Consider the following 17,969-nt stretch of genomic DNA (forward strand, 5'->3'; position numbering starts at 1 on the left):
TGCGCGGGAATCCGCCCGCGACATGCAAGGAGTGTCATGGCTAAGAAGAACCAAGAAGATCGCATTATCGCGAGCAACCGCAAGGCGCGCCACGATTTTGAGATTCTAGATACCTTCGAAGCGGGCATGGTGCTGACTGGGACCGAAGTTAAGTCGCTACGTGAAGGTAAGGCTTCGTTAGTGGATGGCTTTGGTCAGTTCTACCGCAATGAACTGTTCATTGAGAATTGCTACATCCCGGAGTACCTGAACGGTTCGTGGACCAACCACACCGCTCGTCGTCGTCGTAAATTATTGCTGCACCGTGCAGAGCTGCTGAAAATTGAACGTAAGATCTCCGAAGCGGGCCTGACTATTGTTCCGCTGAAGATTTACTTCAAGTCAGGTCGCGTAAAAATTGAAATCGGTGTCGCTCGCGGTAAGCGTGAGTATGACAAGCGTCAGACGTTGCGCGAGCAGCAGGATAACCGTGAGGCACTGCGTGCCATGCGTGAACGTAATCGCGGACAAGCCTAGGCGTGGCGTGAATCTCGTTGGGTTAGCAGAGCAGATTGCGCTATGATTATTTAACACGCCTTTTGGTGTGGTTGTACCCGGGAAACCGGGACTGACAACAAAATACGGGGATGATCGGTTTCGACGGTGTGAGTCGCGACAGATGAAGCGGGCCGAGGATGCAAAGTTATCTCGTAAACGCTCTTTGCAAAACAATAAGTGCCGAATCAAAGCGCACTGACTTCGCTCTCGCTGCCTAAGCAGCCAGACAGTCCGTTAGCCAGGGGATGCTATCGCCCCTGATCCTAACGTCATTTAGGTAGCCCCTGTGTTCGGCGGACGTTACCGCTACCGAACACATACTTAGGTAACTGTGCCTGGATCAACCACATGTTTGCGTGATGGTTGGGGCAGAGAAATTCCGCAGCAAACTGCGCCCGGAGAAGACCTGGCAACACCACATCGGACGGGAGTTCAATTCTCCCCATCTCCACGTATTTGAACCCTCGAGATCCTTATGATCTCGGGGGTTCTGTCGTTAACCTATGTGCGGTATACGACCTATTGCCCAGTGAGTGATCTTCAGTTTCTGATAAAGATTCGCTAGGTCCTTCGTGGCGTTAGCGAATGGCAGACACTTGGGACATGGGGATTCTGCTTGAATTAGTCGTCTGCTCAATCCTTTGGGACTTGGGGCTTACCTGAAGTGAGTACGTGAGCGTGATCCGGTTGCCTCTGCCCGAACGGACTTCAGATGTTGAACGCAGGGGAGCGCTACCGAGGTTGCAGAGACAGCGGTTCGTTGGTAATTCCGGTTCTTAGCTGGGTTCTCATTGGCGCGTGGTGCGTACCTCGGGCCGAAGTGTCAAGGCCGGGCATGGACGGCCTAGGGCAGATCTTGGCGCGTAGATAGATGATGGCCACACTAGGTAACACGGTGCCTTGCGCGCGAGTCATGTCGCGAGGTCGCTGTTTACCACATAGACTGGAATTGAACGGCTAAGCAGACGGCCAGATTGCTGAAACGGAGTGAGATCAGAAACGATGGGTAAAAACGGTTCCCAGCGGGTATCACCGGCTATTTCGGCTATCTATGCTGTGATCGCATTCCTCCTCGAAGTTGGTCTGATTTTCGCGGCAGCGTTGGCCGCCATCGCCTTCGTGCCATGGCCAACTATCCCGTCGATCCTCGTGGTGGTAGTGCCGCTACTAATTATTTGGGCACTCTTCTTCTCACCTAAAGCCAAGTTCCGTCTGCGTCTTCGTATTAGGTTGACGCTACTGCACCTGATCTACCTCGTCGGTGCCTACGTGTTGTGGCTGAGCGTTGATCACTCATTTACCGATCAGTCCCAGATCTGGGCGATCGCGATGCTTGCTCTGACGGGTATAAGCGCCATCCTGGTTCTAGCCACGGGCGGATACGTGGTGCCACACGACCGAGAAAAGAGAACTCCGCAGTCGCCAGGCCAGTCTAAGGATGCGACACGCAATGCACCTCGCGGACGCCGCGCGGCACGCTAAAAAACTTAAAGTAAACATTATGGGTACGGCCAATTGGTCGTACCCATAATTTTCCCACGTTGGACTATCTAGTCATCAGCCAACCCAGTGCACCAGCGCCGCCGGCAATCACGAAGGTGGAGCATAGATACACGATTGCGCGGGCCTTGTTGACCTCATAAATCAGGCGGAACCCGACAAATAGGGTACTGGCGGTAGTCAGTGAGCCACAGACCCCAGAGGCCAGCAGCCAGAGCCGATCGGCTGCAGGTATGGTGTGCACAAAGTTTTCGTGCGTGAGATCCAACTGGTGGCTGCGTGCGTAACCGAGCACCACGCCTAACGCAAAGCTACCGAGAATGTTCGCAAGCAGGATTCCGCGCGGCCAGCCAGCGAACAGGCCCTGCGCCAAATCGTGTGTTGCAGGAAGCGAACGGTCCAAGAGGTAACGAATCATCGCGCCGATTGCGCCAGCGAGCAACAGCAGCCAGATCACGACAGCTCCTGCGGGCGAGCTAGGTGTCGGTCCAGCAACGTGTGCGTCAAGAAGACGGCAGCTAGACAGAGCACCACGCTGAGTAAGAGGTAGCCGATGTATCCGGCAGCGCTCAAACTAGTAAATAACAGCAGTACCGTCGAAAGGGTGGTGAAGGAACCACAAAAACCGGTGCCCGCAAAAAGCTGCAGCAGCGGTGCCAGCGGCCTGTGCGCAGCATAGGCGCTCAACGCAGCCAAAGCGACGCAACCAAGGACGTTGACGATCAAGGTTGAGGCGGCCCAGACGTTGGCCGGGGTGAGCATGTCAATGGCTACTCGGGCCAGCGCGCCCAAGGCTCCGCCGAGTGCCACCGCCAGGAATTTAGCGAGCTGAGCTCGATCGATCATGGAGCGCAGACCCAGACCAGCGAGGCTTCGATGTAGTTCAGCTGGTGTGGAAGCTCGATCATTGCCCCGGGCACGATTCCTAACTTCTTGGCGCGACGCAGAAACTCTGGGTCTTCGTCGCTCACGCGACACACGATCGCCTGCGCGCCGTGGAACCGATCGAGGCGCTGCGCATCGCGGGTAGCTAGCACCCCCGCGGCCGAGGGGATCGAGTCGCCATGCGGATCGACCTCGGGGTGTCCCAGCCGGGCGTGTAAGGCATCGATGAATCTGTCGGTGACGGTGTGTTCAAGCGCCTCAGCCTCATCATGCACCTCGTCCCAGTCATATCCGAGTTCATCGCGCAGGAAGGTTTCTAAAATCCGGTGTCGGCGCACCATGCGCAGCGCCTCGCGTCGCCCGATGTCGCTCAACGAGATGGCGCCACGCGGAACATGATCGACCAGACCTTTAACCGCAAGCTTTTGCACCATCGAGGTGGCCGAGGCGGGGGAGAGCCCCAGCTGATCGGCTAACGCTCCGGTGCCCACTGGCTCATCTTCCCATTCGGTGAGCAGGTAGAGCGCCTTGAGGTAGTCTTCCTCGCTGGTGGTCAGCTTGTGCGGGTGCAGGCCGGGCATGGTTAACCGCGGTTCAGGTAGGGCAGGATCAGCGGGTGTAGCGCGCCATTGCTGGCCAGCGCATTACCGCCGTGGCAGCCTTCGACGCCCGCGATCGAGGTGAAAGTTCCGCCGGCTTCACGAACCAGTGGGACCAGCGCAGCCATGTCGTAGAGTTCTAGTTCCGGTTCGAAGGCCGCGTCTACCGCGCCCTCGGCGAGCAGTGCGTAGGAGAAGAAGTCTCCGTAGCCGCGGGTGCGCCAGGCCTGATCGAGCAGTTCGAGCAGATCATCGAGCTTGCCCAGCGCCTTCCAGCCGTTGAGTGAAGCGTAGGACAGCGAAGCATCAGCCAGTTCGGTGACCTGTGAAACGTGCAGTCTGCGTGGGGCATCGAGCCCTGGTTCGCTGACATACGCGCCTAACGACGTGGCGGCGTGCCAGCGCCGGGACAGCGCCGGTGCCGAGACCACACCCACTACCGGTTCATCGTCGATGACCAGCGCGATCAGTGTCGCCCAGACCGGTACGTGGCGCACAAAGTTTTTTGTTCCGTCGATCGGGTCGATCACCCAGCGCCGCGATCCACTGCCGTGCACCCCAAATTCTTCGCCAAGCACCGAGTCCTCCGGGCGATGTTCGGCGAGCATCGCTAGGATCAGCTCTTCTGCCCCGCGGTCAGCATCGGTGACCGGGGTCATGTCGGGTTTGGTATCCACGCGCAGGTCGTTGGCTCCGTAGCGGGCCAGGGTCAGTTCATCGACCCGCTGCGCCATCATCAGGGCGAAGTCGAGGTCCTGTTGCAAGGTGTATTCGGCCATGGGGTAGTGGCGCTAGAGTGCGCCCAGCTCCTTTTCGTGCGAGAGGTCTTCGGTGGTGATCAGTCGGCGGTACGAGGCGAGCCTGGAGGCTGCGGCCGGTGGAGTCTCGGGGTCTTGCACCCAGGCTTCCAACGCGCAGCCAGCGGCGTTGGCCTGATGGTTGCAACCGCGTGGGCAGCCGGTCGCGATCTGCGCCAGCTCGCCGAAGGCGCCCAGAATATTATCCGGGTCAACCAGCCCGAGCCCGAAGGAACGGATACCCGGGGTGTCGATCAGCCAGCCGCCGGGTGCTTCGCCCAGGCGCAAGGCCAGCGCGCTGGAGGAGGTGTGCCGGCCGCGGCCGGTTACCGAGTTCACCTGTCCGGTGGCTCTGGTGGAGCCGGTGAGCGCATTAACCAGCGTGGATTTACCCACCCCGGAGTGCCCGATGACTACCGAAACACCACCGGCCAAGAGTTCTTCGAGCTCATCTAATGCGCCGACGGCTAGGCGCGCGCTGGAGCCGTCGGCACCGCGCGCATCCACGCCGGTGGCTTCCGAGTCGGTGGTCCGCGAGATCACCACTTCCAGCGGCAACCCCTCATAGTGTTTCAAAAATTCGGCCGGGTCTTTCACATCGGCCTTGGTCACGCACAGTACCGGGGAAATGCCCGCATCGTAGGCGGCCACCAGCGCGCGATCCACAAAGCCGGTGCGTGGTTCGGGGTTCGCGGCGGCGACCACGATCACCAATTTGTCCACGTTGGCCACCACCACCCGCTCGGTCGCGTCGGTGTCGTCGGCGCTGCGCCGCAGCAGTGTGCTGCGTTCCTGAATGCGCACTAGTCGCGCCAGCGTGTCGGGCTTGCCGCTGGTGTCACCCACCAGCGCTACCAGATCCCCGGGCACGATCGCCTGGCGGCGCAGTTCGCGGGCACGGGCGGCGATAACGATGCGCTCTTGGGCGGTATCCTCATCCAGAATTGCGGTGTAGCGTCCGCGGTCCACGGTAATAATGCGCCCGATCACTGCCTTGTCGTAGGCGGGACGGTCCTTGGTGCGCGGACGGGTGCCCTTCTTGTTCGGGCGTACCCGCACCGATGATTCGTCGTAGTCGCTATAACGCATTAGCCTGCCTGGCTTGAGGTGCTTGAGGTGCTTGAGGTGCTTGAGGTGTTAGCGGTCCGGGCCATCTGCTCCCACAGTGCGGGAAAATCGGGCATGGTTTTGGCGGTAGTCGCAATATTTTCCACCCGCACCCCGTCGATGGCGAGGCCCAATAGCGCTCCCGCGGTCGCCATCCGGTGATCTTCATAGCTGTGCAGATCCGCGGCCTGCAAGACCCCGGGGTCAATCTGTAGCCCGTCGTCGGTGGCGCGCACGCTGGCACCGACCTTGCTCAGTTCGGTTTCTAGCGCCGCCAGCCGGTCGGTCTCATGTCCGCGCAGGTGCCCGATGCCGCGCAGCGTGCTCGGCGAATCGGCCAGCACGCACAGGGCCGCCAGTGTCGGGGCGAGTTCCGAGGCATCGGAATAATCGATCCCGCGAATGGTGCCGGTACCCGTTACGGTGAGCACCCCGTCCTCGTCCAAGGACACGTGAGCGCCCATGGCTGAAAGGATTTGTACCCATTTACCGCCGACCTGGGTGGTCTGCGCGGGCCAGAACGGTACCCGCACGGTGCCCTGCGAGGCGAGCGCGGCAGCCAAAAACGGTCCGGCATTAGAAAGGTCTGGTTCGACGGTGACGGTGAAGCCGTCCAATCGGCCCGGTGCGATCTTCCAGCCGCGGCCGTCGGCGTCCGTAGCCACCTGCACACCGAGTTCGCGCAGCGTCGCCACGGTCATCACAATGTGGTCGGGGCTCGCGATATGCCCGGGCGCCGCACGCAGGTGCAAACCGCCCGGCAGCGCATGGCCGATGAGCAGCATCGCAGAAATGAACTGCGAACTGGCCGACGCATCGATGCTTACGGTATCGCGCACGCTCACCGAGCTCGCATCGAGCGTAAAGGGCATTAGCCCTGGCTGATCAGCAAAGCTAAACTCCACCCCGAGCTCCGCCAGGGCATCAAGCACCGGGGCCATCGGACGTGCCCGAGCGGCCTCATCACCGTCAAAGTGCACACGTGCCCCGGTGACCGCAGCCAGCGCCGGCACAAAACGCATCACGGTTCCGGCTAGCCCGCAGTCGACGTGCAAGGTCTGTGCCCTGGCCGCGCTGCGCGCTTGCGCATCGGCGGGGCGCAGCACCACGGTGGTTGACCCATCATCCTGAGTCTCACGGCTGATCTGCACGCCAAAGGCTTGCAGGGCACGCAGCATCAGCTCGGTGTCGCGACTAATCAGCGTGTTGTGGATCGTGGAGGGCGTGTCGGCCAGCGCGGCCAACAGCAGATACCGGTTGGTCAGCGATTTTGAGGCCGGCACGTGCACCGTCGCATCCAGCGCACCGGAGGCAAAAGGTGCCTCCCACCAGTTCAGTTCGCATCCATGAGCGCTCACAGAGATAATCGCACTTCCCGTCTAAATCGGCCGTTGAACTCTTTGCCTAATTCTAGCCGAGAGCGCGCCGGGAATAACCGTCAGCAGTCGGCGGTTGAAATATGTGTGACGACGATGGAACAGACACAGACACAGACACAGACACCATGCAAGGCTCGGCCCGGTGTGAGCCGCGCCCTGTCCACTAGCCGGGTCAAGCGCGTAGACTCGTCGGTGATGACTGATAACACCGTGGACACGGACTTGCCCGATGTGAGCAAGGAGACCGAGGACGAACGTCGTGCGCGTTTTGAGCACGACGCACTCGGTTATGTCGACCAGCTGTACTCGGCGGCGTTGCGCATGGCGCGTAACCCGGCCGACGCCGAAGATCTGGTGCAGGAGGCCTTCACGAAGGCCTACTCGGCATTCCACCAGTACAAGCCCGGGACTAACCTGAAGGCTTGGCTGTACCGAATTCTGACCAACACCTACATCAACCTGTATCGCAAGCGCCAACGCGAACCGCTGCGCACCTCGACGGACACCATCGAGGATTGGCAGATGGCCGCGGCGATGGAACATAGTCCCACCGGGTTGCGCTCCGCGGAAGTCCAGGCGCTTGATCACCTGCCAGATTCCGATGTGAAGGCTGCCTTGCAGTCTATCGGTGAGGATTTCAGGCTCGCGGTTTACTTCGTGGACGTCGAGGGTTTCAGCTACAAGGAAGCCGCCGAAATTTTAGGGGTGCCGATCGGAACCGTGATGTCACGGTTGCACCGCGGACGTAAGTCGTTGCGCGAACTACTGGCCGATTACGCCGCAGACCGTGGCATCAAAGCCGCCGGGCCGGGCACCAAGGCCACAGCGAAGAAAGCGGAGAAGTAGCGATGGACTGTAACTCATTGGGGGACTGCGCCGATGACCGCATGGTACGCATTTATGAGTACCTCGACGGCGCGTTGACGCTGGGCGACCTAAAAGATGTTAAAGCACATCTTGATCACTGCCCGGAATGCACCGAGCAGTACGATCTGGAGTGCATCATTCGATCGGTGGTGCGCCGTAGCTGCCAGGAGGCTGCCCCGCAGCAGCTGAAGATGAATATTATTACGCGCATCTCGCAGATCCGCACCGAATCCGGGCACTAAGCCACGCGTTCAAAGACCCAAAAAGAAAACCCCGTATCCTTCGAAACTACTTCGAATGGTACGGGGTTCTTTGTGCTCAAATCGCTTAGCTGTTTGGGCGCTTGCCGTGGTTGGCACCGCCACGCTTACGATCTTTACGCTTACGTGAACGCTTCGACATGGTGACTCCTTTGCGGGATCAATAATTGCCTTCCCGAATGCTCGGGCCGGCTAATAGTCTTTCATACCTTGGCACCATTGCCTAACCGGTGCGCCGGTGGTGAGTCGACGATTCTAAGGCTCTAGCTGGCGTCTGGTTCGGGCAGATCCAACCAGGAATACCAGCCGCGGTGCAGCACCAGCCAGGCCATCAAACCATAACCGGCCTGACCCGGCACGCCGCCGGAAGCGGTCAGGTCACTGCGCCACTGCGAGTGGGCGCGCAGCGGAGTGAAGGTGTCGATGTAATGGTGGTTGCGCCGCAGCGCCACATCAGAGTAGACCCGGTTCAGTTCGGCGACGCGCTCATTGCGTGCGTCATCTAACCCCGGAGCCGGACCCACCAACAGTGCTTTAATGCTCATCTGCGAGGCCGAATCGAGGATATTGGCCAGATTTAAGCGGCTGCGCGCAGTGGTCAGTCCCAAGTCCACGTCACGATCGGAGAGGGCAATGACCAGACGGTTCTCGACCTGATCGCCAAAGCGCCGGGAGGCTTCGCCCATCCAGCGTTCGGCTAGTGCTTCGGAACCTTCTGCCGGCGCGGCGAGCACGAAAGACTGTAAACGTAGAGCGGGGTCTTGGGTTCGAGCCATCACTCGGCCGAACCAGCCCAGTGCGCGCGGGTCGCCGTGTCCTGCAAGTAACTCATCGCCGATGGCGGTGATGCGGATGGTGCGAAATTCCAACTTGGCGACCTTTCGTTGGTAAAACTAAATCTTCGTCAACCTTAGCAGTGTCCAGTTGCCAGATCGGGGAGGTAAGAGCGGGTTAAAGACCACAGCCGGCGGACCTGACTCCGTGGTGAGAGGATCAGGTTCGCCGGCTGTAGTTTACGCAGAGACGAGCGTGTCGCTTAGCGTGCGAACGCGGCCTTGAGCAGCACCGCAGCTTCGGCTTCGTGACGCTTCGCGTTACCCGCGGAGGTCGCAGCCGAGGCCGGACGCGATACGAGGTTAACCTTCGCATCGAGCTCAGGGGCCACATACAGACCGAAGAACGGCCATGGGCCCTGGTTCGCAGGTTCGTCCTGAACCCACGAAACACTGGCGTTCGGGTATTTGGCCAGCTCGTCGGCAATCTGCTTCACAGGTGCCGGGTAGAGCTGCTCAACACGCACGATCGCGACCTTCTCGTCCTGCGCCTTGGTGCGCGCAGCGATCAGGTCGTAATACAGGCGACCGGAAACCAGCAGCACCTTTTCGACGGCATCCTTGTTGGTGATCGTCGAATCGCCGATGACCTCCTGGAAACCACCGGTGGTGAAGTCCTCCACCTGAGTTGCCGCGGCCTTCAAACGAAGCAGCTGCTTCGGGGTGAAAACGATCAGCGGCTTGCGTGGACGGGCGTAAGCCTGGCGACGCAGCAGGTGGAAGTGGTTTGCACCGTTGGAAGGCTGAGCGACAACCATGTTGTTCTCCGCGCACATCTGCAAGAAGCGTTCGATGCGTGCCGAGGAGTGGTCTGGACCCTGACCCTCGTAGCCGTGCGGCAAAAGCATAACCAGCGAGGAGGACTGGGACCACTTCTGCTCGGCCGAGGAGATGAACTCGTCGATCACGGTCTGCGCGCCGTTGACGAAGTCACCGAACTGCGCTTCCCACAAGACCAGTGCATCTGGGCGTTCCACCGAGTAACCGTATTCGAAGCCTAGGGCCGCGTATTCGGAGAGCAGCGAGTCGTAGATCCACAGTGGGGCTTGGTCATCGGACAGGTGGTGCAGCGGGTACCACTCGTTGTCGTTCTCCCGGTCGTGGAAGACCGAGTGACGCTGTACGAAGGTGCCGCGGCGTGAGTCCTGGCCTGCCAGACGTACCGGCACACCTTCCATGGACAGCGATCCCAGCGCAGCCAGCTCGGCGAAGCCCCAGTCAATGCCGCCTTCGCGGGACATCTTCTCGCGGCGCTCCAGCAAGGCCTTGAGCTTGGTGTGCATGGTGAAGTCCTCTGGCACGGCCAGGTGGGCTGCGCCGATCTTCGCCAGCGTGGACTCGGTGATCGCCGAACCGCGGGCGCCGTCGACGGTGTTCTCGTCGGCGGCCTGAGCGAAAGGCTTCTCCAGGTCGTTGATGGTCGATCCCGGGGTGATGATCGGGATCGGCGAGGTCTGTGCGGCGTGAGTTTCGGAGAAGATCCGTTCCAGGTTCCCCTTGTACTCGGCCAACACGTTCTCGGCTTCCTCCGCGGTGATATCCCCGCGACCCACCAGGGCCTCGGTGTATAGCTTGCGGGTGGAGCGCTTCGCCTCGATCAGGTTGTACATGATCGGCTGGGTCATCGACGGATCGTCGCCCTCGTTGTGGCCGCGGCGGCGGTAGCAGATGAGGTCGATGACCACGTCCTTGCCGAACTTCTGGCGGTACTCGAAGGCCAGCTGGCCTACGTGTACGACGGCCTCCGGGTCATCCCCGTTGACGTGGAAGATTGGAGCCTGCACGGTGCGTGCCACATCGGTGGCGTACACGGAAGAGCGCGAAGAACTTGGAGCGGTGGTGAAACCGATCTGGTTGTTCACGATCACGTGCACGGTGCCGCCGGTCTTGTAACCTGGCAGCTGGCTCATCGCCAGAACCTCGGAAACTACGCCCTGGCCGGCGAATGCTGCGTCGCCGTGCACCAGAATTGGCAGCACGTTGTTCTTCGAATCCATGCGGTCTAGCTTCGCGCGGGTGATGCCCTCGAGCACCGGATCCACGGCTTCTAGGTGAGATGGGTTCGCAGCCAGGTAGACCTTGGTCTGGTTGCCGGCATCCGAGGTGTAGGAACCCTCGGTGCCCAGGTGGTACTTCACGTCGCCCGAACCCTGGACCGAGCCCGGAGTTGCGGTGCCCTCAAATTCGCGGAACACCTGTGCGTAGGTCTTGCCGGCGATGTTTGTCAGCACGTTCAAGCGGCCGCGGTGCGCCATACCGATGGCGACCTCGTCCAGTTGCTCGTCGGCGGCGTCGGAAATGATCGCGTCCAACAGTGGGATCAGCGATTCGCCACCCTCAAGGGAGAAGCGCTTCTGGCCGACGAACTTGGTCTGCAAGAAGGTTTCAAACGCTTCGGCGGCGTTCAGCTTCGAAAGGATGCGCAGCTGCTCATCGCGTGATGGCTTCGCGTACCCGGATTCCAGCTTCGACTGGAACCATTCGCGCTCCACCGGGTTCTGCAGGTGCATGTACTCGGTACCGGTGGTACGGCAGTACGCGTCACGCAGGATACCTAGGATGTCGCGGAGCAGTGCACGGTTTTTACCGCCCAATCCGCCGGCAACCCATTCGCGATCCAGGTCCCACAGGGTCAGCCCATAGGTCTGGATGTCCAGGTCCGGGTGCTTGCGCTGCACGTATTCCAGCGGGTTGGTGTCCGCCATCAGGTGGCCACGCACGCGGTAGGAGTTGATCAGGTGCTGGATTCGCGCGACCTTGTTGACTACCAGGTCGACGTCGACCTGGTTGTCGATGGCCCAGCGTACCGGCTCGTAAGGGATGCGCAGCTGTTCGAAGATTTCGTCGTAGAAACCCTGCTCGCCGAGCAAGAGGGATTCAATGAGCTTCAGGAATTCGCCGGAACCCGCGCCCTGGATCACGCGGTGATCGTAGGTGGAGGTCAGCGTAATGTGCTTGCCGATGCCCAAATTGGCGACGGTCTTTTCCGAGGAGCCACGGTATTCCGCTGGGTATTCCAGTGCGCCGACGCCAACGATGGCGGCCTGGCCCTTGGAAAGGCGAGGTACCGAGTGTACGGTGCCGATGCCGCCTGGGTTGGTCAGCGATACGGTGGTGCCCGAGTAATCGTCGGCGGTCAGCTTGTTATTGCGTGCGCGCTTGATCAGGTCTTCGTAGGTGGTCCAGAACTCGTTAAAGCTCAGGGTCTCCGCGGCCTTAATATTTGGTACCGCGAGCATCCGCGAGCCGTCAGGCTTGGGAATGTCGATCGCGATTCCGAAGTTCACGTGCGCCGGCTGGATCGCGGTTGGCTTCTTGTCGATCACGTCGTAGGTGACGTTCATCGATGGGATCTGGCTCAACGCACGGATCACGGCGAAGCCGATCAGGTGGGTGAAGGAGATCTTGCCGCCGCGGGCACGCTTGAGGTGGTTGTTGATGACGATGCGGTTGTCGATCATCACCTTCGCCGGTACGGCACGCACGGTAGTCGCGGTGGGCACGGTGAGCGAGGCATCCATATTGGTGGCGATGGCCTTCATTGGCCCGCGCAATGGGGTGCGTTTTTCCTCGCCGTAGAGCTCGGTCGACGGGGCAGGCTTCGGGGCCTGTGCCGGGATCGGAGCGGTTTTCGGTGCTGCGTCCTTCGCTGGAGCCGCTTCGGCCTTGGCCGGTGCCGGTGCTTCTGGCGAGGATTCGGTGGTGCGAGCCGCGGCCGCGGCGCGCGGTGCACCCTGACCATTGCTCGACGCTACCGGTGCTGCCGGGGCAGTCTTGGGTGCTGGCGCCGGTGGTGCGCTTGGCTCCGCCTTCGCCGTCGGTGCCGCGGGGGCAGCCGATGCATTGTTTTCGGTGGTGAGGGACTCGAAAATATCCCACCATTTTTTATCGACCGAGTTCTTATCGACGAGATACTGCTGGTACAGCTCGTCTACTAGCCACTCGTTTCCACCAAACTCTTCAGTAAGTCGGTGGTGTGCTTGCTCTGGCACGTGCAACGCCTCTTCCCTGATTTCTACGTTGTTCTAGCTTGAGCCGGTGGTAGCCCGAGGACGTGAAAATGGCCACCGATACTCACAAGATTTCTAGACCTGCGCTCCAGTCTAGTGACATGTTGCAAGGTTTTGCCACGAGTCGTCGGGAATATCACGAAAGTGTCGCTAAACACCTACCATTTACCCTGAGCTAACTACCGTATATCGCGCGTCGGAGAATATTGTGCGCGATCGGCGATCTTTCGTTAGACTAAATCGCACTATGGAATCTCATTCTCCAAGCCGGTCCGTCGCCCGCGGGCGCAGCACCGGCCATCACACCGAACGCCTGGCAGATTCTGCCTCCCGATTGGAGCCTTCTAGTTGCCGCTTAGAGCAAACTAGAGGCCTTCTGACCCAACGATTCCAGGGGCGTGGCTAACCGCCCATGGAATGGATCTTCATACTTTTCGGTGTACTGCTTATTCTTGGCACCGGCTTTTTTGTGGCGGTCGAGTTTTCGCTCGTCGCCCTCGATAAGAGCACGGTCCAGCAGGCCATCGATCGCGGCGAAGCAGGCGCAAAACCACTACTGCAGTGCCTGACCTCGCTGTCCACACAACTATCCAGCTGTCAGCTAGGTATCACGCTGACCACGCTGCTCACCGGTTATGTACTTGAACCGGCGATGAGTAAGCTGCTCGCCCCGGTGCTTGAAAACTTCGGCATTGGCGGCGGCAGCGCCACCGCGGTCGCCGTAGTCATCTCCATGGTGGTGGCCACGCTGCTGTCGATGCTGATCGGCGAGTTGGTACCCAAGAACCTGGCGATCGCCAAGGCGATGGCCGTGGGCAAGGTGCTGGCCCGCCCACAACTGGTATTCACCGCCATCTTTAAGCCCGCGATCGTGCTGCTCAACGGTTTTTCGAACATGATCCTGCGCAGGTTCTTCGGCCTCGAAGCGAAGGAAGAAATTTCCGCCGCCCGCAGTGCCCAAGAACTTGCCTCGCTGGTTCGCCGTTCCGCGGAACTTGGCACCCTCGACATTCAGACCGCGCGATTTGTGGAATCAACCATTGAATTTTCCGAACGCACCGCGGCCGATGTGATGACCCCGCGCACCTCGATGGCCACCATTGAATCCGAGGCGGACCTGTCCGAACTGATCGCAATGAGCGCGGATACCGGGTTCTCCAGGTTCCCGGTCACCGAGGGCTCCAGCGACGAAATTCAGGGCATCTGCCACGTCAAAGCCGTCGTTTCGGTGCCACGCGAACGTCGTGCGGCGCTGCAGGTCGGCGAATTTGCGCGCGACGCGCTCTACGTACCGGAAACCATTCACCTCGATGTATTGCTCGAACAACTTCGCGCCGCGGAATTCCAGGTAGCGATCGTGATGGATGAATACGGTGGCACCGCCGGACTGGTGACCCTGGAAGACCTGGTCGAAGAGATCGTCGGGGAAGTCTCCGATGAGCATGACGAGGACGAGGAAGAAGCGGTCACCCAGCCCGATGGCCAATGGCTGTTCCCCGGGATGAACCGCCCGGACCACATTAACGAGCACTTCGACACGGATGTGATCCCCGATGACTCGGCCTACGACACCATCGGCGGCTTTATGCTTTCGCAGCTTGGACGCCTGGCCGAATTGAACGACACGGTGCACACCGAGGCCGGCACCTTCACGGTGACCGAACTTGATGGCCGAAGAATCGCGCAGGTACGTTTTGAACCTGCCCCGGCCGTAGCGGAGGACACCCATGAGTGACCTAATGGGAATCGCCTGGCTCTTCATTCTGCTGGCGATCAACGCGTTTTTCGTGGCCGGCGAATTTGCCGTGATGTCGGCGCGCCGCTCACAGATTGAACCGCTGGCCGATGAGGGAAATAAACGCGCGAAGGTTGCCCTGTTCGCCATGGAGCACGTCTCGATCATGCTCGCGGTCTGCCAATTGGGCATCACCGTCTGCTCGTTGCTGATCCTGAACATTTCCGAACCTGCGCTGCACCACCTGCTCGGCGTGCCGATGATGGCACTGGGGATGCCGGTCGAGGTTGCGGACACCGCCGCCTTCCTGATCGCGCTGGTCCTGGTGACCTTCTTGCACGTGACCTTCGGCGAGATGGTGCCGAAGAACATTTCGGTGTCCGTCGCGGACAAGGCGGTGATGCTGTTGGCGATGCCGCTGGTGGGCGTCTCCAAGGTGCTCAAGCCGATCATCTCGATGCTTAACGGCGCGGCGAACCTGTTCCTGAAGCTCTTCGGTGTGGAACCGCAGGACGAGGTGACTAGCTCCTATACCGCCGCCGAGGTGCGTTCGATTATCGATACCTCCTCGCAGGAGGGCACGCTAGAAAACAAGCACGCACTGCGGCTGACCAAGGCGCTGGAGTTCTCCACCGTCTCGGCGGCCTCCTGCATGGTGAAAGTTGACAAGCTTTTCACCCTAGAGTGGGGGCAGACCACGGCGCGCGAATTTGAAAAGAAGGTCGGCAAGACCGGTTATTCGCGCATGCTGATCACCCGCGAGGACGTGCCGGTGGGCTACTGGCATGTGAAGGACGTGATGCTGATCGACGATGCACACTCCACCGCGCCGCTGCGGGATCTGCCGCTGCACCCACTGGGTGTGGTGAAGCAGGATACCGAAATCGAGGAGGCGCTGGAGAGCATGCGTCAGGAGGGCAATCACCTCTCGGCAGTGGTCAACGAGGCCGGTGCCACCATCGGTGTGCTGTTCTTGGAGGACATTATCGAGGTGTTGGTGGGCGAGATTAGCGATTCGACGCAGAAGCGTCACGCCCCGCCGAGCTCCCAACAGGGCAACTAGCCTCACAAACAAACGCGTATTGCGAACCAGTCTCAACTGGTAGAGTTAACTGCGGCATCGTGCCCACGATGCCGCAGTTTTTCTTTAAGTTTTTCTTTACATGTGGAAGCCGGTTCATGAGTACATCCCCGATCGTCACCTTCGACGCAGCTACCCTGGCCTTCGGCTCGCGGGTGCTGTGGCAAGAGCTGAACCTGCAGGTGCGGCCCGGGGAATTTTTGGCGGTGCTCGGGCCCAACGGTTCGGGCAAAACCAGTTTTATCAACACCATGCTGGGCACCACCGCGCTGAATTCCGGGACCGTGTCCATCGCCGGGGCCCCGGTTCGCCGCGGCTCGAACCTGGTCGGCCTGATCCCGCAACAACGCCCTTTTGGTGACAACGTTCCCTTACGCGCGCGGGATCTGGTGGCACTCGGGGTGGACGGCAACCGGCCCGGTATCCGCATCGCCCGCAAGGCGGTGCACACCAAGGTCGATCAGCTACTTGAATTGGTCGGCGCCAGCGCGTACGCGGACCGCCCGGTGAGTGACCTCTCCGGCGGCGAACAGCAACGTTTACGCGCCGCCCAAGCGTTGGCCGGGGATCCTCGGGTGCTGCTGTGCGATGAACCATTGCTCTCCCTTGACCTGCACCATCAGCAGGCGATCAGCCAGGTCATTCACCACCAGGCCGCGCAGCACGGCGCCGCGGTCATCTTCGTCACCCACGAGATCAACCCGATCTTGCCCTATGTGGACCGGGTGCTCTATCTGGCCGAGGGCAAGTTCCACCTCGGCAGCGTGGACGAGGTGATGCAGTCCTCGGTGTTGAGCAGGCTTTATGGTGCCCCGGTGGAAGTTCTGCGCGTCAACGGACGGATCGTGGTGGTCAGCGGCGATGGGCAACGCCAATTACCGCCCGACGGGCATGAGCACGCCGAGGATGCCACGCGAGAGAGCGGGAAGTAAACGACGATGAACTTCGCAGATTTTATCGACCGCACGTTGAACTTTGACGACTATGGGCTACTGCTGCCGCTGGTGTCCAACTCGCTGATCGCCGGCGCCGCCCTGGGCATCGTCGGCGGGCTGATCGGCATCTTCATCATGATGCGCGATATGGCCTTCGCGGTCCACGGGATCGCCGAACTTTCCTTCGCCGGGGCGGCCTTTGCGCTGCTCATCGGGGTCGATGTGGTGACCGGGTCGGTGGCCGGCTCGCTGATCGCCGCACTGGTGCTCGGCGTCTTAGGAACCCGGGCTAAGGATCGCAACTCGATCACCGGGGTGCTGATGCCCTTCGGCCTGGGCCTGGGCATCCTATTCCTCTCGCTCTATGAAGGGCGCAGTGCAAATAAGTTTGGCCTGCTCACCGGGCAGATTGTCGCGGTCGACGACGTGCAGCTAGGAGGCATGCTGGCGTTGTGCGCGGTGGTGGTGCTGGCGCTGATCCTTATCTGGCGCCCGCTGACCTTCGCCTCGGTGGACCCGGTATTGGCCAACGCCCGAGGCGTCCGCACCGGCGGACTATCGATCATCTTTATGGTGATTTTGGCGTTGGCGGTGGCCGTCGCCATCCAGGTGGTTGGCGCGCTATTGGTGTTGGCGCTGCTGATCACCCCGGCCGCCGCGGCACTGCGGATCAGCTCCAACCCGGCACTGACGGTGATCTTAGCGATCGTGTTTGCCGAAATTTCGGTGCTCGGCGGAATCCTGCTCGCATTGGCCGGTTCGCTGCCGATCAGCCCGTACGTGACCACCATTTCCTTCGTGATCTACCTGGTCTGCCGCGGCGTGGAAGCGCTGCGTAGTCCGCGTAAACACCAGGTTTAACCGCCAGCAGGTCCGCGGACTGATCCGCCGGACGATCCGGCGGTTGAGTCGCGGCTTTGCTCAGCTGGCTTTGCGTCGGCAGTCCTCGCAGAGCCCATAAATTTCTACGGTGTGCTCCGGGTCGGTGAACCCATTTTCCGCGGCCACCCGCGCCGCCCAGCGTTCCACCGCCGGGGCGAGCACCTCAACGGTCTTCGAACACACCCGGCAGACCAGATGGTGGTGGTGCACCTCGGTCTCACAGCGCCGAAAACGCGCCTCGCCGTCACCGCTGCGCAACACATCGACCAGGCCATCGTCGGCCATCGACTGCAGCAGCCGGTATACGGTGGCCAGCGAGACCTTCTTCTGCGTGTCCACCAGCCAGCGGTGCAGTTCCTGAGCGGTGGCAAAATCGTCGACCTCGCCCAACGCCTCGGATACCGCGAGCCTCTGTTTGGTCACGCGGGTTTCTGGCTGCGTCATCTCGCTGCACCGTTCCTTCCTGAAAACTTTTTGGTCCGGGCCCGCCCAAGCGCGCCCTTAGAACCTCAATTTTAGCCAACTTCCCAGCAAGATCCGTGTCTGTGACTGGCCGAGGGCG

Annotated in this window: 18 protein-coding genes and 1 other RNA gene; 9 read left to right on the forward strand and 10 right to left on the reverse strand. The window is 60.7% G+C overall.

Annotated elements, in window-relative coordinates; genetic code table 11:
- The first annotated feature begins 36 nt into the window (after nucleotides 1-36).
- The 3 genes from smpB (at nucleotide 37) to ACX5K5_RS05535 (ending at nucleotide 2,019) form a co-directional block, all read left to right on the forward strand.
- Nucleotides 37-516 carry an SsrA-binding protein SmpB gene (gene smpB, locus ACX5K5_RS05525; protein ID WP_096256403.1) on the forward strand — a complete coding sequence of 160 codons (480 nt, stop codon included), beginning with the start codon at nucleotides 37-39 and terminating at the stop codon, nucleotides 514-516.
- Between the two features lie 106 nt (nucleotides 517-622).
- Nucleotides 623-991, forward strand: a transfer-messenger RNA (tmRNA) gene (gene ssrA, locus ACX5K5_RS05530).
- Nucleotides 992-1,539: 548 nt separating this feature from the next.
- Entirely contained in the window at nucleotides 1,540-2,019 is a 480-nt protein-coding gene (locus tag ACX5K5_RS05535; protein ID WP_096256404.1) for a DUF2568 domain-containing protein, read from the forward strand.
- Nucleotides 2,020-2,083: 64 nt separating this feature from the next.
- On the opposite strand, the gene ACX5K5_RS05540 is transcribed toward ACX5K5_RS05535, so the two are convergent.
- Genes ACX5K5_RS05540 through aroA form a run of 6 tightly spaced genes read right to left on the reverse strand, consistent with a single transcriptional unit; the run spans nucleotide 2,084 to nucleotide 6,783 of the window.
- Nucleotides 2,084-2,494, reverse strand: a complete 411-nt coding sequence (locus ACX5K5_RS05540) for a fluoride efflux transporter FluC (protein WP_096256405.1) — start codon at nucleotides 2,492-2,494, stop codon at nucleotides 2,084-2,086.
- Nucleotides 2,491-2,883 carry a FluC/FEX family fluoride channel gene (locus tag ACX5K5_RS05545; protein ID WP_188686591.1) on the reverse strand — a complete coding sequence of 131 codons (393 nt, stop codon included), beginning with the start codon at nucleotides 2,881-2,883 and terminating at the stop codon, nucleotides 2,491-2,493. Before ACX5K5_RS05545 ends, ACX5K5_RS05540 begins: the two co-directional genes overlap by 4 nt.
- A complete protein-coding gene (locus ACX5K5_RS05550; RefSeq protein ID WP_096256407.1) occupies nucleotides 2,880-3,503 on the reverse strand; it encodes a metal-dependent transcriptional regulator in 624 nt (207 codons plus the stop codon). The genes ACX5K5_RS05545 and ACX5K5_RS05550 overlap by 4 nt, the downstream gene beginning before the upstream one ends.
- A 2-nt stretch (nucleotides 3,504-3,505) precedes the next feature.
- Complete coding sequence (locus ACX5K5_RS05555; protein WP_096256408.1) at nucleotides 3,506-4,300, reverse strand: inositol monophosphatase family protein; 795 nt, start codon at nucleotides 4,298-4,300, stop codon at nucleotides 3,506-3,508.
- Nucleotides 4,301-4,312: 12 nt separating this feature from the next.
- The gene (gene rsgA, locus ACX5K5_RS05560) at nucleotides 4,313-5,407 is read right to left on the reverse strand and encodes a ribosome small subunit-dependent GTPase A (protein ID WP_096256409.1); all 1,095 of its coding nucleotides are present in this window, start codon (nucleotides 5,405-5,407) and stop codon (nucleotides 4,313-4,315) included.
- A complete protein-coding gene (gene aroA / locus ACX5K5_RS05565) occupies nucleotides 5,407-6,783 on the reverse strand; it encodes a 3-phosphoshikimate 1-carboxyvinyltransferase (protein ID WP_459175141.1) in 1,377 nt (458 codons plus the stop codon). The genes rsgA and aroA overlap by 1 nt, the downstream gene beginning before the upstream one ends.
- Nucleotides 6,784-6,999: 216 nt before the next feature.
- On the opposite strand from aroA, the gene ACX5K5_RS05570 reads away from it, so the two are divergent.
- A complete protein-coding gene (locus tag ACX5K5_RS05570; RefSeq protein WP_170947860.1) occupies nucleotides 7,000-7,650 on the forward strand; it encodes a sigma-70 family RNA polymerase sigma factor in 651 nt (216 codons plus the stop codon).
- Between the two features lie 2 nt (nucleotides 7,651-7,652).
- The gene (gene rsrA, locus ACX5K5_RS05575) at nucleotides 7,653-7,913 is read left to right on the forward strand and encodes a mycothiol system anti-sigma-R factor (RefSeq protein WP_096256412.1); all 261 of its coding nucleotides are present in this window, start codon (nucleotides 7,653-7,655) and stop codon (nucleotides 7,911-7,913) included.
- Between the two features lie 85 nt (nucleotides 7,914-7,998).
- On the opposite strand, the gene ACX5K5_RS05580 is transcribed toward rsrA, so the two are convergent.
- From ACX5K5_RS05580 to ACX5K5_RS05590, 3 genes are all read right to left on the reverse strand, one after another.
- Nucleotides 7,999-8,073, reverse strand: a complete 75-nt coding sequence (locus ACX5K5_RS05580) for a 50S ribosomal protein bL37 (RefSeq protein WP_374954809.1) — start codon at nucleotides 8,071-8,073, stop codon at nucleotides 7,999-8,001.
- A 121-nt stretch (nucleotides 8,074-8,194) separates the two neighbouring features.
- The gene (locus ACX5K5_RS05585) at nucleotides 8,195-8,800 is read right to left on the reverse strand and encodes a GDSL-type esterase/lipase family protein (RefSeq protein ID WP_096256413.1); all 606 of its coding nucleotides are present in this window, start codon (nucleotides 8,798-8,800) and stop codon (nucleotides 8,195-8,197) included.
- A gap of 167 nt (nucleotides 8,801-8,967) precedes the next feature.
- Entirely contained in the window at nucleotides 8,968-12,756 is a 3,789-nt protein-coding gene (locus ACX5K5_RS05590; protein WP_459175142.1) for a multifunctional oxoglutarate decarboxylase/oxoglutarate dehydrogenase thiamine pyrophosphate-binding subunit/dihydrolipoyllysine-residue succinyltransferase subunit, read from the reverse strand.
- Nucleotides 12,757-13,186: 430 nt separating this feature from the next.
- Between ACX5K5_RS05590 and ACX5K5_RS05595 the strand changes: the two genes are divergently transcribed.
- The 4 genes from ACX5K5_RS05595 (at nucleotide 13,187) to ACX5K5_RS05610 (ending at nucleotide 17,386) form a co-directional block, all read left to right on the forward strand.
- Nucleotides 13,187-14,509, forward strand: a complete 1,323-nt coding sequence (locus ACX5K5_RS05595) for a hemolysin family protein (protein ID WP_188686586.1) — start codon at nucleotides 13,187-13,189, stop codon at nucleotides 14,507-14,509.
- Nucleotides 14,502-15,572 carry a hemolysin family protein gene (locus ACX5K5_RS05600; RefSeq protein ID WP_441664568.1) on the forward strand — a complete coding sequence of 357 codons (1,071 nt, stop codon included), beginning with the start codon at nucleotides 14,502-14,504 and terminating at the stop codon, nucleotides 15,570-15,572. Before ACX5K5_RS05595 ends, ACX5K5_RS05600 begins: the two co-directional genes overlap by 8 nt.
- A 116-nt stretch (nucleotides 15,573-15,688) precedes the next feature.
- Entirely contained in the window at nucleotides 15,689-16,522 is an 834-nt protein-coding gene (locus ACX5K5_RS05605) for a metal ABC transporter ATP-binding protein (RefSeq protein WP_459175143.1), read from the forward strand.
- Nucleotides 16,523-16,528: 6 nt separating this feature from the next.
- Nucleotides 16,529-17,386, forward strand: a complete 858-nt coding sequence (locus ACX5K5_RS05610) for a metal ABC transporter permease (RefSeq protein WP_096256418.1) — start codon at nucleotides 16,529-16,531, stop codon at nucleotides 17,384-17,386.
- A 60-nt stretch (nucleotides 17,387-17,446) separates the two neighbouring features.
- Here the strand turns inward: ACX5K5_RS05610 and ACX5K5_RS05615 are convergent, their stop codons facing one another.
- A complete protein-coding gene (locus ACX5K5_RS05615) occupies nucleotides 17,447-17,851 on the reverse strand; it encodes a Fur family transcriptional regulator (RefSeq protein ID WP_096256419.1) in 405 nt (134 codons plus the stop codon).
- Nucleotides 17,852-17,969 lie beyond the last annotated feature (118 nt).

The organism is Glutamicibacter bergerei (genome assembly GCF_054495185.1).